12 protein-coding genes are annotated in these 14,588 nt (G+C 65.5%); all 12 read right to left on the reverse strand.

Features of this window, described 5'->3' with window-relative positions; genetic code table 11:
- Positions 1 to 54: 54 nt before the first annotated feature.
- The gene (locus tag CKO33_RS02585) at positions 55 to 642 is read right to left on the reverse strand and encodes a hypothetical protein (RefSeq protein ID WP_200179018.1); all 588 of its coding nucleotides are present in this window, start codon (positions 640 to 642) and stop codon (positions 55 to 57) included.
- Positions 635 to 1,894, reverse strand: coding sequence for a reverse transcriptase domain-containing protein (locus CKO33_RS02590; protein WP_200179020.1), 1,260 nt, complete (start codon positions 1,892 to 1,894; stop codon positions 635 to 637). Before CKO33_RS02590 ends, CKO33_RS02585 begins: the two co-directional genes overlap by 8 nt.
- Positions 1,895 to 1,916: 22 nt before the next feature.
- On the reverse strand, positions 1,917 to 2,339 hold the full coding sequence (locus CKO33_RS02595; protein WP_242472436.1) for a four helix bundle protein: 423 nt from the start codon (positions 2,337 to 2,339) through the stop codon (positions 1,917 to 1,919).
- A gap of 37 nt (positions 2,340 to 2,376) precedes the next feature.
- Positions 2,377 to 5,076, reverse strand: coding sequence for a hypothetical protein (locus tag CKO33_RS02600; RefSeq protein WP_200179028.1), 2,700 nt, complete (start codon positions 5,074 to 5,076; stop codon positions 2,377 to 2,379).
- 9 nt (positions 5,077 to 5,085) lie between these two features.
- Positions 5,086 to 5,466 (reverse strand): phage tail-collar fiber domain-containing protein, encoded by a 381-nt coding sequence (locus CKO33_RS02605; RefSeq protein ID WP_200179030.1) that lies wholly within the window; start codon positions 5,464 to 5,466, stop codon positions 5,086 to 5,088.
- An 8-nt stretch (positions 5,467 to 5,474) separates the two neighbouring features.
- Positions 5,475 to 6,935 (reverse strand): hypothetical protein, encoded by a 1,461-nt coding sequence (locus tag CKO33_RS02610; protein WP_200179032.1) that lies wholly within the window; start codon positions 6,933 to 6,935, stop codon positions 5,475 to 5,477.
- Entirely contained in the window at positions 6,932 to 8,431 is a 1,500-nt protein-coding gene (locus tag CKO33_RS02615) for a hypothetical protein (protein ID WP_200179034.1), read from the reverse strand. Before CKO33_RS02615 ends, CKO33_RS02610 begins: the two co-directional genes overlap by 4 nt.
- Positions 8,431 to 8,736 carry a hypothetical protein gene (locus tag CKO33_RS02620; RefSeq protein ID WP_200179036.1) on the reverse strand — a complete coding sequence of 102 codons (306 nt, stop codon included), beginning with the start codon at positions 8,734 to 8,736 and terminating at the stop codon, positions 8,431 to 8,433. Before CKO33_RS02620 ends, CKO33_RS02615 begins: the two co-directional genes overlap by 1 nt.
- 50 nt (positions 8,737 to 8,786) lie before the next feature.
- Positions 8,787 to 11,675: a glycoside hydrolase family 19 protein gene (locus CKO33_RS02625; RefSeq protein WP_200179038.1), complete on the reverse strand. Its 2,889-nt coding sequence runs from the start codon at positions 11,673 to 11,675 to the stop codon at positions 8,787 to 8,789.
- 2 nt (positions 11,676 to 11,677) lie between these two features.
- Positions 11,678 to 12,577, reverse strand: a complete 900-nt coding sequence (locus CKO33_RS02630; RefSeq protein ID WP_200179040.1) for a hypothetical protein — start codon at positions 12,575 to 12,577, stop codon at positions 11,678 to 11,680.
- The gene (locus CKO33_RS02635; RefSeq protein WP_200179042.1) at positions 12,574 to 13,998 is read right to left on the reverse strand and encodes a hypothetical protein; all 1,425 of its coding nucleotides are present in this window, start codon (positions 13,996 to 13,998) and stop codon (positions 12,574 to 12,576) included. The genes CKO33_RS02630 and CKO33_RS02635 overlap by 4 nt, the downstream gene beginning before the upstream one ends.
- 170 nt (positions 13,999 to 14,168) lie before the next feature.
- Positions 14,169 to 14,588, reverse strand: a complete 420-nt coding sequence (locus CKO33_RS02640; RefSeq protein ID WP_200179044.1) for a hypothetical protein — start codon at positions 14,586 to 14,588, stop codon at positions 14,169 to 14,171.

A 14,588-nucleotide genomic window follows, 5' to 3' on the forward strand; every position in this document is an offset into this window, starting at 1 on the left:
GGCGTGTCAACAAAAAAGGGCCCATGCGGGCCCTTGGTAAAGACTGAGGGCGGCCTACGGCAGCAACTCCTCAACGGCCGGCTTGTAGGTCTCGGCCAGCAGATCGTTGATCCTGGTGTATCGCGCCATCAGGCGCGTCATCATACTGGTGGGATCCTCGAGGTCGGAGCGCATCACCACCTCCCCGGAGTCAATGGCGGCTAGCACGGTCTGGACGCGCTGCGTGTATGCGTCGCGAACAGACGCCTCCATCGCCTGCCCGGTCAGCACCTCGTTGCTGACCCGGAGGCTCAGGGCCAGGGAGAACTCACACAGGCGCATGCAGTCGGCCACCAGGTCGTGAACATCGCCGACCTCGAGCTCGATCCGCTTCCGAACCACGTCCTTGGCGATGGCGACAGGCCGTGCGCGCTTCAGCTGCTCGACAAGATCAGGGGCGGGGGCTGCCACTTCCTGCCAGCTGATCTCTGCCGGTTGGTCGGGCATCACTGCCCCATCGGGGACGCTGACATAGCGCCATCCATCAATCTCGCTGAGCAGCGTGGCTCGCGGCGCATCCTCGTCAGTCGTGTTGCGGAAGTCGATAACCGCCCCGTTGGGGCCGGTCTCGACGTGGCGCTGGTACTTGAACAGCTTAGGCATGCTTCACCTCTCGATACAGGGGTAGGCGTGGAATGAGGTCGGGGCGCTCGTTGGCGATCCGTCGGCATAGGTGGGCGAATGTGGCCGTTCTCAGCGCATTGCCCATGATGCTGGTCAGGCTGGCCACGTCGCCGCGTTTCAGGCTCTTGGAGAAGCGATACAGGCTGTGCTTGCGCACGTAGCGCGTGCGGCGCCAGGTGCGAAAGCCGACGAAGTTGACGCCGCGCGACGCGGGCGCCACCGTCCAGCGGGAGAGCTCTAGCCCCAGGGTGTCGCGGAGGAATTGCTCGATCATGCGACGACACTGGCACGCTCTCTCCCGGCTGAGGCCGAAAAGGATGAAGTCATCGACGTAGCGCACATATCGCTTGATCTTGAGCACTCGCTTCACGTAATGGTCCAGTGGGTTGAGGTAGATCAGGGCGAGCAGCTGTGACAGCAGGTTGCCGATGGGCACGCCGAAACGGCTGTCGCTCTCTGCGAACATCATGATCAATGCGACAAGCCGTCGATCCTTGATTTTCCGCTCCAGGAGGCGCTGGAGGATGCCTCGCCTTATCCGGTAGTAGAAGCGCCGAATGTCCAGCTGCAGCGTGTAGCTGCCGTCCGGGCATTGCCTCAGGAAGCGCTGCGCCTGGTCGTTCGCACGATGCGTGCCCTTACCTACCCGGCAGCCATACGAGTCGTGGATGAAGGTCTTGTCGAACAGCGGGTAGATGACGGCGTAGATGGCGTGCTGAACCACGACATCCCGAAAGGCCGGGGCGGCAATCTCCCGCGGCTTGGGCTCGGTCACCATGAAACGCCGATAGGGCTGTGGCTGGTAGCTGGGGTCGCTGTCGCTCGGGTCGTAGGCGTCCAGCTCCGCCTTGAGCTGAACGATGTTTGCCCCCAGCTCTCTCTCGAACTCCATCACCGAATACTTCTCGCGCTTTCCCGCTCGGGCGCGATAATAGGCTTCAAAAAGTGCCTCCATGGTGAAGCACTCTTCATATAAATTGGCATGACGTTTGGGCATGTGGACTTTCCATTTCGTACTAGAACACCTTGGCCCGCATATTTCGCCAAGATGGCAGGATGACAAGCTCCCTATGTCTCCAGTATTTCCTTCACGGAATGTCAGGATGAAAACATAGTCCGCCGCGCGGAACCCGTTGTTGTTGTTCGAGTTCGACCGGTTGTTGTTCCAGTTGCGATTGAACACGCCGGCACCGGAAGCGTTGCCCCAATTGCCGGCGCAGATCACGAACATCTGTGCACTTCAAGCCGTCACCCTATTCGCCTGCCGCCAGGCTTTTCTCCCTGGCGCTGCGTATTCGTCCGCCGATCATGGCGCCCAGCTCATTGATAAGAACTGAGACGGCCGCGTAGCGGCGCTCGGATTCGCTTCGAGCGCTTCGCTCTCCCTGAATCCGCTTGTTGTCCTTGTATTCGTAATAGCCGAGCTCAAAGGCCAGATTAACCAGCATTCTCAGTTGCTCATGCCGGATATCCAGCCTTTTCAGCGTCGTCTTGTTGTGGTGCTTTTTCTGGTGCTCTACCAGTAGCTGGTACACATCATATGCGGCACTCCTTATCTCCTGGCACAGGGCATACTTTTCATGCCTAGGGAAATGATTTAAGTGAATATTGAGGAGCTTTATCAACTCCCGGCACTTGTGAAATATCTGGGCTGCTGGGTGCGATGAACTGGCCATAATCAGGAAGGGGCGGCGCTACCGCGCCGCCCACAGGTCACGATCCATAGGCCGCCGCGCGGAACCCGTAGCTGCGGTTCGAGTACGACCGGCCGTAGTTCCAGTTGCGAGAGAACACGCCGGCACCGGAAGCGTAGCCCCAATAGCCGGCGCAGAGCACGAACAGGTTCTCGCGGTTGTACTGGTAGCAGTAGTCCTGGCCGAACAGGTTGGTACCTTCGGCGCTGATCGCATCGGTGGTTGCAGGGATGCCGCAAGCAGTGCGAAGCCACCCCTGGCCGTCAGGATCGCTGCTGAACACCTGATTGGCGCCATTGCCGAAATAAGCCGCGCCCGTCGTTGAGCCCCAGGGCAGGATGCCGGCCTGCGCGTCGTAGTTGGCCCCCAGCGCCGTGGCATCGCCCCAGGCGTCGGTCGCCCCACCAAAGCCGGCGGTCAGGTCGGCCAGCGCCACGCTCTCCTTGAGCACGTAGCAGTCGCCGTTGGCGACGTTGGTCGTCGAGGTGCCCGACGACCCCGGCGTGGTGATGCCCAGCGCGGTCTGCCACATAGAGCCGTTGACGTCGGCCACGCCACACGACTGCCCGTTGTGGGTTGTCTTCGCGAACGGAGTGCCGCTGCCTGCCTTGGGCTTGTCAGCAGTGCCGCTGTCGCCGGCCGACTCGAAGGTGACGCCCGCGTCGTCAACGTCTGCCAGCGAGCTGTTGCAGCCCTTCGGGTAGTTGGTGGTACCGGTGCCGTCATACCAGGCGCAGTAGGTGGTGGAGGTCGCGGACTGGCCGTGAGCCTTGGACAGCAGCGCCAGGGCCGAGTACATGAACACGCTGGCACAGTTGAAGCCAGCGCCCCGCGCCCGCGACAGCGTGACGGCATCGGCCAGGATGCCGGTGCAGCCGGTCATGCCATCCGACCGGGTGTATCTGGTCGACGTGGTGAGCGAGATCGGCACACCCCCTTTCACCGACACCCCGGCATCGTTGCCGGCAGACTTCGAGTTCAGGTACTTGTCGACGAAGAAGCCTTGCTTGACGGCCCCGCCATCGATGAAGGCCCGGTGCAGGGCATATCCCTCGAGCGCCGCGGCGTTCTGATCGGCAAAGGCACCCATGCCCACGATATCGAGCGCATTGGCGCCATAGTCGGCAAAGCGCGGCGAGTCGGTATGGCCGAACCGGTAGTAGAAGGCCGGGATGAAGCACAGGATCGAGCCATCGCTGTACTGGTAGTTGCCGTAGTTGTCGCTGGCCGGGTCGTCGTGCCCTGACAAGGCGGTGAAGCCGGTTGGCAGGGTGTCGGGGTATATGCCGACGCCAAAGCCCTGCGTGCCGGCCTCGCCGACGTCAGCGGCGAAGCGTTGCGCCGTGGTGACTGTCACCGCGGCCGACCAGGCAGACCAGCCATACAGCTCGCCCTCGTGCTGCGCATCGATGACGTAGGTCTTGCCCCCCTCCTCCATGATGCCGGCAGGCACCTGAATCGAGGTCAGGTAGCTGGATGTCTGGGTCGACCACAGCACGTTGCCGTCGGCATCGCGCACGCGGTAGCCCGAGCGGGTGTGCGTGTCGCTCTCGGTGCCGGGCTCGACCGCAAAGGCGCTGGTCTCGATCGTCGGCGTTTCCTGCACCTCGGTCTCGCCGTCGGCGGGCGCGATGATCGAGGGTGCCGCGATATAGACACTAGCGGTGGTGAACGAGGTGCGCTCCGACCAAGCGCCTTCCTCGTCGAGCTCGTTGACGTCCTGGTAGTTCCAGGCATAGCCCGACTCGATCGCCAGGGCGCCGGAAGCCACGGTGTGGCTGACGGCAGGCACGCCATTGGATGGCGTCTCCGTCGCCTCGTAGATCATAGCGCCGCTCTGGTCGTACACGCGGAATTTGCGGTGCTTCTGAGGCACGGCGTAGAGCGCGTAGTAATCGGCGCCTGTCAGGGTGGGCTGCGTGGTCAGGCCAGGCTGCCCGTCTGAGGGGCTCACGTTGCCCGGCCGGCGGAGTGCACTGATGGGCAGTGCCGAGATGAGGGCAAAGCGATCAACAGCACCAGTCACCCGGAATCGCCGGACGCCGACGGGAACCTCCCAGCCGCCGCGACGCTCGACCAGATCCTCCCAGCTGCCGCCAATCCAGGCGCGAACGCGAGTCGCGGTGCCGACGACGAAGATCATGCCGCCATAGCCTACCAGGGAGCTATCCAGGTCTGCGGTGACGTACTCGCTGCCGGAGATGCGGCTAAGCACGGCCCCGGCGGGCACGTTCGAGGGCAGCGTTTCCTCAAGCGTGACACGGGTGCTGGACAGCACCTCACGGATCCGGACGATCTGCGAGCTGCCATCGCTGGCAATCAAGTAATGCTGACCGACCACCAGCTCTGCTGTGCTCTCCACGTCCATCGAGTCGTCACCCGCGACAGCACTGGTGATCGCTGTCGATGCAACGCGGCCACGATGCTCGGTGAAAATCTGCTGCGCACCGTGCTCCACCAGGACGTCGATTTTCTCGCTCATGACGATGGGGTCTTCGCCGCGAATCCCTTCGATGTCCTGCTGAATGCTGTCCAGGCGGGCCGGTAGCGACGCCTTGTCGCCCTTGGCCTGGCTCAGCGTCTGCTCGGTGGTCGTCTGGCGCTGGTCCAGACTGCCGAAATTGGCGTCGATCTCTTCGTAGCGCAGATTCCACAGTGACGGCACCGCATCCGGCTCGTCATTGGGAATCGGCGTGATCTTATCGTTGGGCAATGACATGGCTGCTCCTTAGAATCTCAGCTTGATGCTGACCTCGTAGCGCTCATCGGACTCTTTCACCTTGGGCGCGAAGTTCTTGATGCCGATGATCTCGCCGTTGGCGTCGACCAGGGCGGCTTCCGATATCGAGATTCCGACAAGCTCGGAGGCCTCGATCAGGCCGCGACCGGTGATCGAGAAGGGGTCTTCTTGCGAGACCTCGATCAGGGGCTTTCGGAGCACTTCGTGATTCAGCGCTTCCTGCTCTCGGGACGGCGTGATCGCCGTCAGGTCGGCGTTGTGGCCGCCGTCACCGAAAGCCATGTAGGCGGCTTCAGCGATGGGCGGCCCGCCCGCCATTGCGCTCGCCAGGCGGCGGCGGTAGGCGTTGACTGTGATGGCCTCAGCCATGCTTCACCTCACACGCGGGTAATGGTTAGCTCGAATTCGGGTGGCGACAGGCCGCCCAGCTTCCACTGGCCGTTCAGCGGCAGGCTCCAAGTGTGCTCTACCCCATCACCGCCCTCGGCCTCTGTTTTCCGCCTCGGAAGCCGCGCCGGAGACGCGCCGCAAACGGCCGCGACATGCAGGGATGCCGCTGACTCGGCGGCCACGCCCTGTCGCGAAATACGGAAGCCGTTGAGCACCTGTCCCGCCCAGGCATGCGTGAGGCGCCGACCATCGCCCAGGCGCCAGGTGCCGTTGAGGCGCCATGCGCTGCCCAGCTTGCGCGGCGTTTCCGGGTAGTCGATGCGGATATGCTCGTGATGAGTGGCGGAGGCCTCGACAGGCTGGGGAAGATCGACCTCCTTCTCTCCGCGCTTCCAGCTCATGGCGTCCAGCTGGCGACCGGAAAGCCGCCAACCACCATCCAGCTTGCGGCCGGTCTCGCCCAGGGCCGGAACCCGATAAGCCGACGCCTCGGCCGGCGACTTGGCCACGGTGACCTCGCTTTCGGTACGGCAGTTGCGCAGGCGCCAGGCACTCTTGCCGCCCCGCCTCTCCCCCAGTCGGAACGTGCCGAAGGGCTGGGGCAGCCTGACCAGCTCGCCATCGATCCCCAGCGACCACTTATGTGCTGGATCCTCGGTCAGCACGCGGCCACACCACGGGTAGCGAACCGTTGACCGTTTCTCCATCAGCAAGTGGCTGCCCGCGCTGATATCGACACCGATCACGTAGCGCAGCCAGAACTTGAACAGCGGCACCAGGCGGGCGGGGATCACGGATCGAATGATGTCGATCAACCCGGATGTTGCCGCCCGCCCCCCTTCGGAGTAGCGGGACAGCTCCTCGAGGCCGAGCAGTATCTCGACACGTGATGTCAGGAAGAGATCGTTCGTTGCCGGCTTGTAGTACGGCGGCTCATCGGCATCCAGGGCAAGGGGGCGCCCCACCTTCCAACTGCCATCGAGCTTCAGCCCGGGCGAGCCCAGGAAGTGAAACCAATAGGGATTGCGAGGCTCGTTGAGCACGAATCCCTGGCCGTAGGCGGCACTTTTGTAGTGCCACAGCTGCTTGACCTCGGTCTGCCCCGGAAACAGCAGCTGCAAGTAGGTCCGCAGGAAGTGCAGCCCACGCTTCTGCACGTCACCTGACTTCCATGCCCGGTACAGGTAGCGGGTAGCTGCCTCCTCTCGCTCGCCCTTGAGCAGCACCAGGCCGTCATGGTTCACCGTGCGGCGTACCAGCTCGAAGCTCCCCAGGTGCGGTGTGCCCAGCACGCTGGCATCGAAGGTGTCGTGGGCGACACCCTCGAACAGCTCGCCGAACAACGCCTTCAGCTCCTCCTCGATCTTCCCGTTCGCGAAGCTCTCGCGCAGCGGCGCTATGTCGGGGAGCTGCGCCCCCGGGAAGTCGAACTCGTCACTCGCGCTCAAAATCCTGACCCCCAGAACGGCACGTTGACGTTGCCCGCGGAGACGCTGACCTCCAGGCTCTCCGGTGAGACGTAGCGCCACAGCTCGGGCCGGCTGTCGCCGGTGTCGTCACCGATGGTGACGCGCAGATCGGCGCGCCCCACGCTCAGGGCAGGGACGCGCTGGCGAAGCACCTGGTAGACCTGCTGGTAGAGCGGCGTGGTGTTGCCCCGCCGCGATTGATCGGCCTGCTCGCCGAACTCCTCGAGCATGACTTGGCGGACCTGGTCCTTGACCACGCCCTCGTCGTAGCTGGTGGCCACCGTGGCGACGATGCTGACCGGCAGCGGAGCCCGAATGGCGGAGTAGAAGCGGATTCGATAGCTGTCGTCAGCAGCGTGGATCTTGTCGCGGATGGCGCGATGAGTGGCGGTCAGCTCCTCCTCGGCCAGCTCGACAGGCTCCACCACCTCTCCGGGCGCCTGGCTCAGCACGGGCTCGACGCCGGTGGCCGAGAGGCAGGCCACGAACAGTGCATTGATGTTGTCCACGCTCATGCCGCGGTAGCGCTCCTCCACCCCCTCATTCCAGACCGATAGGAACTGCAGGGACGGGAAGTGACGACGCACCAGGAAGTCGAACTCTCCCAGAAAGACGGCGTTGTGGTTGTAGACGCTGGGATACTTGGACAGCTCGCGAAGCGCGCGCATGGAGGGCGGATTCTCGCCACTGGACAGCACCTCGTGGAGGCTCATCTCGAGCTGCGCCTCGGCCGGCCCCTGCATGGTCTCGAAGGCCATCGGCGAGCCGGGGGAGAAGTCGTCGATTCTCCCCAGGGAGTAGTACGTGGTCAGCGACAGCTCAGCCCCTTCACTGGGCTGTACACCGACCACGCCGTCCTGGCCGAAGCGCACGTAGACGCGCTGACGCTCGTCAGCCTCGACGTGATAGACACGCTCGTCGGCCAGGGTGTTGGTGTAGCGCTCGCGATGGGTGTAGGCGCCGTCAGCGTCGGTCACGTGAAGTCCGCACAACCAGGAATCGTCGTCAGCCATGTCGAGCTCCACGGCATAGAAGGCCCGACTCTCCTGCACGGTGTGCGTGCGCGATTTCTCATGCAGCTGCACGGCCTCGAAGGTCACCGTGTCACCGGGACCAGCATCAATGGGCGTCTCGACGCGGAACGGCCGACCGCTGGAGTCGATCAGCGGCCGCCCCGGACTGGCGGAGAAAGCGGTAACGCCAGCGTTGTGCAGGCGCACGCTTACACGTGCGGGCTGAGACTTAGGCACCAGGCCGCGCATGGAAGCATCGGCCAGCACCGTGGCATCGCGCACCTTCTCGAAGGGTTCGGCCTGTGCGACTTCCAGTTGCTGGGAGTACATGGCCAGCATCGTGGCCATCGCGTCCAGGTGCTGGAGGATCCGGGGGTCGCGGGCGCGATGAAGGGCGCCGACCGCCGGGTAGCGCGCAACACTGTCTTCGATGGCTTGCTGGAAGTCTTCACGGGTCAGCATTACCGGGAGCCCTCGATGTCGTTGAGGTCGTAGGAACGCCCGGCAACGTCCAGGGTTAGGCGCAGCCGGTCGACCCCTTCGGGCGTTCCGTACAGCGACACCGCGCTATTGGGAAGAACCTCGAGCACGCTGACGTCCCGCTTCAGCTTGCGCAGATAGCGGTCTGCCTGCTCCTCATCCGACTGCGCACGCTGCAGCAGGCTCTTGGTGTCGGCGCCGTAGCTGGATCCCAGGTAGCCGTTGACTGGTGTTTCCAGCCAGTGGCGCACCATCGCCTGAATGTCATCACCGGTTATCGTCTTCATGACGCCATGCTACGGCGCCGCCGACACAGGCAGGGGGCGGCTTTTCCGGCTCATCCCATGCCGCTATAGGCGCCGGTGACGATGTGAGCGATGCGGCGATCCGGCACGTCGCGACTGACGTCCTCCGGCCCGCGAGAAGGCTGGCGATCGCCTCCTTGGCCCTGCGGTGACGACATCGGCGTGCTGACGCTCGGCGCCTCGGCCAGGGCCGGCGCCCGGGGTGCGGGTATGGTGACGGCCGGCTGCGTCGAGACACCTACCGGGGGGCGTGAAGGAGAAGGCCACACCCCGGTCAGGCCATCGGCTCGCGCGACGCTTGCCGTAGACGCGCTTGCGGTATCGCCTGCGCCCGTCACGACCACCCCAGCCACGGAGGGCGGCCCATCTGGCGATGATGAGACGGCGAACTCGCCGGCTCGGGCGGCAGCCAGGTCAGGGTTGTTCACCAGGTCGACACCCAACGCTTCGCTGGCCGCCGAGTAGTTGTCGCGCCCTGTCAGTTGGGTGAAGCCACGTCCGCGATAACGGTAGCCGTCGCCAGCCTCCGTGTTGCCCATGCGCCCGCCGTACATGAGCTCGGCGACCGCCTCTGGGCCCTGCGCCATGGCCGCCTCGATCGCCTCGCGGCCCTGGTTTCGAGCCGTGGCGCTGACCTCCATGATCCGGTCGGCGCTGCGGTAGTTGAAGCTCTCCTCCATGGTGCGAAAGCCGCCGGACTCGTGGTGCATCTGCCCCATGAAGGCCGCCTGCTCGTTGGGGTCGGTGATGCCGGCCTCGGCCATGGCCTGCGTCAGGGCAGGCACGGCAGCCGCCTCGTTGTGGGCGTTGCGCACCATGCCCACGGCCGACGAGATGCCGGTCTTCTCACCCAGCCAGCTCGCCCCGGATGACAGCTTGTTGCCCAGCCAACCGGCGGCGCGCTCGAATCGGTCGGCGGCCACCTCGGCCCTGTCGGCCGTCCAGGCAGCGGCGGCGTCAGCGCGCTCGCCAGCCCAGTCGGCCGCACTGCCCGCGCGCTCGGAGACCCACGCGGACGTCTCGATGGCGCGGTCAGAGACCCATTGCCCGGTCTCGCGGGCGGTTTCCGCCACGTCGACGCCGGTCTTCTCGGCGATCCAGGCGTTGGCGCCTTCCGCCATGTCGGTCAGCGCCCCCCAGCCCTCGGCGGCCAGGCTGACGGCACTGTCCCACAGCCCCTTCATCTCGTCGGTGACGGCCGTCCAGCGCTCGGCGATGGTGTTCGACAGCGACTCCCAGCGGTCGGACAGGCCTTGCGTGGCGGAATCCCACAGACTGCTGAAGGTGGCGGTCGCCGACTCCCAGCGCGCCGACACGCCTTCGCTGGTCTGCTCCCACAGGCTCGACATGAAGGTGGTGGCGTACTCCCAGCGCTGGGAGAGGCCCTGCACCAGGTTGGACTTGCGAAGGTCGGTGACCCAGCCACCGACCTTCTCGCCGACGACCTCGCCGGCACTGCCGCCGAAGAAGCCGCCCGCCGCGGCGCCGATGATGCCGCCGATGGCGGTGCCGATGCCCGGCACCACGGAGCCGATGGCCGCGCCCGCCGCGGCGCCGCCGGCCATGCCGCCGATGCCGCCCAGGCCGCCGCCGATGGCGCGCCCGGTCGTGACGTCTTTCTCGGCCCGACTGGCGTCGCTGCCTTCGCTGGCGGCGATGTCGCTGGCCATGAACCCCAAGCCCAGCAGCGCACCAATGCCCGGGATGCGACGCGCCCCGCCTTTCAGCAGGCGGCCAAATCGACTGCCGCCTTGAGTCGTCGATGCCCCGGGGCGTGACGTGGTGCCGCCTTGGCCCGACGGTCGAGCGGCTGGCGTTCCGGAAGCCCCGCCCCTGGCGGCAGCCCTTCCGGCCGACCCTCCGCCACCACGGCGAGGCGTGGAGCGGCCGCTGCCGGGCACAGTCATGCGTCTCGCCACGCGGCCAAGACCCATGGCGGTCAACAGCGCCTTTAGGCCGGTGATCACCGCTCCGGCCAGCGCCATCGGTAGGCCGCCCAACAGCGACAGCATGCCGGTGATGGGAGCCAGCAGCAGCATGAGGCCGCGCCACAGCATTGAGCCGTTGTCGCCACCGGACGGCTTGCGTTCGATGTTCTTCAGGATGCGGCGCTGTTGCTTGTCGGCGGCGCGATCCTCGCGGCGAGAGCCGCGCATCATCATCCAGAATCGGCGGTACCAACGTTCCTGCTTGCGGCTATCGCCATCCCCAAGGATCTTGCTGAAGCCGCGCTGAAGCGGCTCGGCAACCTCGTTGAACGCCTTGACCGCCGGGTCGGCCTCCTCGGTACCGGCCCCCATCTCCTGTACAGCACCACTCAGCCGATCACTGAGCCCATCGATGGAGCGCGACAGCAGGCCTGGCTCGTCATCGCCTGCTGAGGGGTCGCGACCACCGCCGGCAGTGAATCGACCGTCCGGCCCTCGGCCACCTCCCGCCTTGTCTCCGGCACTGGAAGTGTCGCGACCAGGAGAAGCGGTCGGGGGGCGGGCGGCAAACTGCCCACTGGCGTCACGCTCACGAAGCGGGGTGGCGACACCTTTGGTCGAAGCAGTGCTGTTTTCGCCTCCGGTGCCGGCGTTACCTGTGGCGCGATAGACGTAGCGCCCAGGCGCCTGCCTGTCCGGCGGCGTGGCTGCCTCGGCGGGACGATCGATGCGGATCAGCACCTCGTCGCGGCTGGCTTCTGCGCCCGATGGCGATGCCAGGCGACTCTGGGGGCTTGGGCTCTCACGACGCTCACCAGCGGTTTCATTGGCCGATGGTCTCGGCGTAGCTGGCGGCATGCTGGCGGAGCCCCGAGAAAGATCGTGGCGCAATGAGCGAACCTCGTCGCGAATGGCGTCGAGGCGGCCAGTGATGTCCTCGGCATCCAGTCGTTCGCCGACTAGAAAGCCTTGGTTGTCGTGGTTCAATGCCATGGCTAGGGACTCATGAAGGTGTCGAGCTGGGTGAAGGTCATCTGCAGCTCCTCCATGGCGTCCTCGCGGCGCGAAAGTCCGACTTCGTAGGACTGGGCGCGACACAGCACTCGGCCGGTAAATGCGCTGGCCTCGCCCACAAAGGCGTGCTGGATGGTGAAGACGATGGCGTAGTCGGCCGGCACGCCGAAGGAGCCGTCCTGAGCCGCGACGGCGGCGATGTGCGCCTCGAACCACCGCTTCAGCGTACCGGCTCGATCATCCATGGTGGTGATGCGTAGGACCACGGGCTCGGCTTGCGTCAGGGTGTCAAGCTGGGCGCTACCGGACCGCACCTTGCCGCCGGAGACCTCACTGGGACCGCGGTCGATATCGGTGCAGAACAGGTTGAACTCGTGAGAGAAGTCGCCGGCGAGCGCGCTCTGCGCCTTGAGGAGAAACAGGTTCTTCTTGGCGCGCCCGGGGCCGATGGCTTCCTGGTAGATGCGCTTGGCCTCGGACGGCGTGATGCCGCCGTACAGCATGTTGGCTCCACTCCAGTAGCGACCCTGGCTGGCCTGCCCGCCCAGCAGATTGCCCAGCGTGTCGCCGGCCAGGCCGGATTCCAGCGCAGTAAGGATGCCACCTTCGACGTCGCCGCCGGCGATCTGGCTGGCCGCCTCGGCGCCGGAATTGATGGCCCCGCGCATGCCGGGCGGGATGTGGCTGTTCACCGCCCGACTGACGGCCTGCCCACCCATGGTGGCGCCCGCCTGGCTGACAGCGCTGGCCAGCTTGCCGCCGCCGGCCAGACTGCCGACCTGCTCGCCGATACTGCTGGCCCCGCTGCGTATCGCGCCATCGGCCCGGCCGAGCACGTTGCCGCTGGCCCCGGCCGCCGATATCTTGTCGAACAGACTCATGGCCACCCCTGGCCGCCGCCGCCTTGATCCTTGCCCATCTCGGCCAGCTCGGCGTAGAGCTTGGCCTGCTCCTCGTCCAGCTGCATGGTGTCGGTCAGGAAGGCCTCCATGATCCGCTTGTCAGCGCCCATGTCGCGCATGGCGCCGATGGCCTGCGTCAGACCGATGCCGACACTCATGCCGTCGTTGAGGGTGCGCTGACGTTCGGCCTCCAGCGCCGAGATGGAGCCGTAGAAGTTGATCTTCCACGGGCGCTCACTGGCCGGAAAGACCATGCCGTAGCGCTTCAGGGTGTGCATGTCGATGATGTGGTTGAAGGCCTCAGCCAGGGCCACGCGGATCACGCGCGCGCTCTCGGCGGCCTGCGCGGAGGTGCGGAAGAAGCCGCCTTCGCCCAGGCCGCCACTCATCTGGTCGGCGAAGCCAATCATCGACAGGTCGACGCCGATGGCGCCGGCCAGCAGGCGGGCGTGCAGCATGACGTCCTCGATGCTGATGCGGTCGGAGCGACCGTTCTGGCCGCCCCCCTCCATCCGGGTCAACTGCTTGTCACCGAACACCGGGATGACGTGGCGCACGCGCTCCATGATGGGCCGGCCGCCCTTCACTGCCTCCTCGGCGATCTCCTTGGAGCGCGTCAGCATGTCCTTGATGGAGCCCATGAACTTCTTCTGCATGTCCTGCGACATGTCGTTAAGGTTCACGGTCAGCATCTGCTCGTCGATCGAGTCCATCCAGCGCTGGCCGACCAGGCCCAGCAGGCTGGCCGTCAGCTTGTCGTAGGGCTCCTCGGCGGGATAAATCAGCGAGCCGCCGGCCATGGCCGGCATCAGCGGCAGGTCGTTGACGTCATCGGTGCTCAGGGCGAGCTTCAGCGACTTCTCGAACACGCCATGCTGCGGCACCCACTGGCTGCGCGGCATCTTGAGCCGCGCCATCTGCGTGGTGTCCAGGCGCTGGAAGTTGCGTTCGCCGGTGTAGATGGCGTAGCCCACGGTGCGGCTGCCGCGGTCGAACGGCTGCACCAGGGGCGGCCTGACCAGCTCGTCCACGTAGAGGTCGACGACGCCGCGCTTGTCCGTGTAGATGCGGGCGTAGCTGTCGCCGAACACGCTGCCCAGGTAGGCCATGGGGTAGGCGGAACGGTTGAGGATGCCCGACAGGTCTTCGCGAATCTCCTCCACGATCTTGCCCAGCTGCTCGTTCTGCTCGGCGGCCGGACGCTTCTCGATGAAGACGATATCGCCCGACGTCTCGTGACCGCCCAGGGCGGAGGTCACCAGCAGCTTGATGGCGGACGACACGATGGGGTCGGCCTCCATCTGCGCCCACTTGTCGTAGATGGCCTGTCGCGTTCGCGCCTGACGTGACCCCGACGCCAGCAGGCTCGCGACCGTGGTCGTGCCGGCACCATAGAGCATGGTGTCGGACGGCGATATTTCGTGGCTCTCGGGGAGGTGCTCGTTCTCCCACTTCTTGGCACCAATGCCGAGTCGTGAGAGAAGCCCTCGCCGATGCCCAGTGGAAGATGATTTAGGCATGGTCCGATGGTGGGCCATGCCGGGGTCGGGTCAGCGGGGCGTTTTCCAGCTTAGGCGCCCGCGAGGCGGGATTCCATGTCCTCGTCTTCCAGGGTGTAGGTGGCACCGGTCTCGCCATCCAGGATGAACTGGTTGGTGCCTACCGCCTGCGTGGCCAGGTAGCGGGTGCGGAACTCGTCGGCCATGACGATGGTCTCGGCCGGCGTCTCGCCCTGGTAGGCGGCGTGCACCATCGGGTCGTCGCGCTCGCCCAGCTCCCGGCCGCTGTCGATCAGCAGCGCTTTGAGCGCCCACCAGTAGGGCCCATAGTCCCGGTACCGAAGCGGATCCTTGGCCAGGCGGCGCTCGACCACCCCCAGCGCGAAGCCGGGAAAGTCTGAGAAGCCGCGATTCTCCTTGAGGGCGGCGGCCCGCTGCCGGGCCAGCGCCTTGATCTCGTCCTTATCGAATAGGTGTTCCGTGAATGCCAT

The organism is Ectothiorhodospira mobilis (assembly GCF_016584115.1).
Taxonomy (GTDB): domain Bacteria; phylum Pseudomonadota; class Gammaproteobacteria; order Ectothiorhodospirales; family Ectothiorhodospiraceae; genus Ectothiorhodospira; species Ectothiorhodospira mobilis.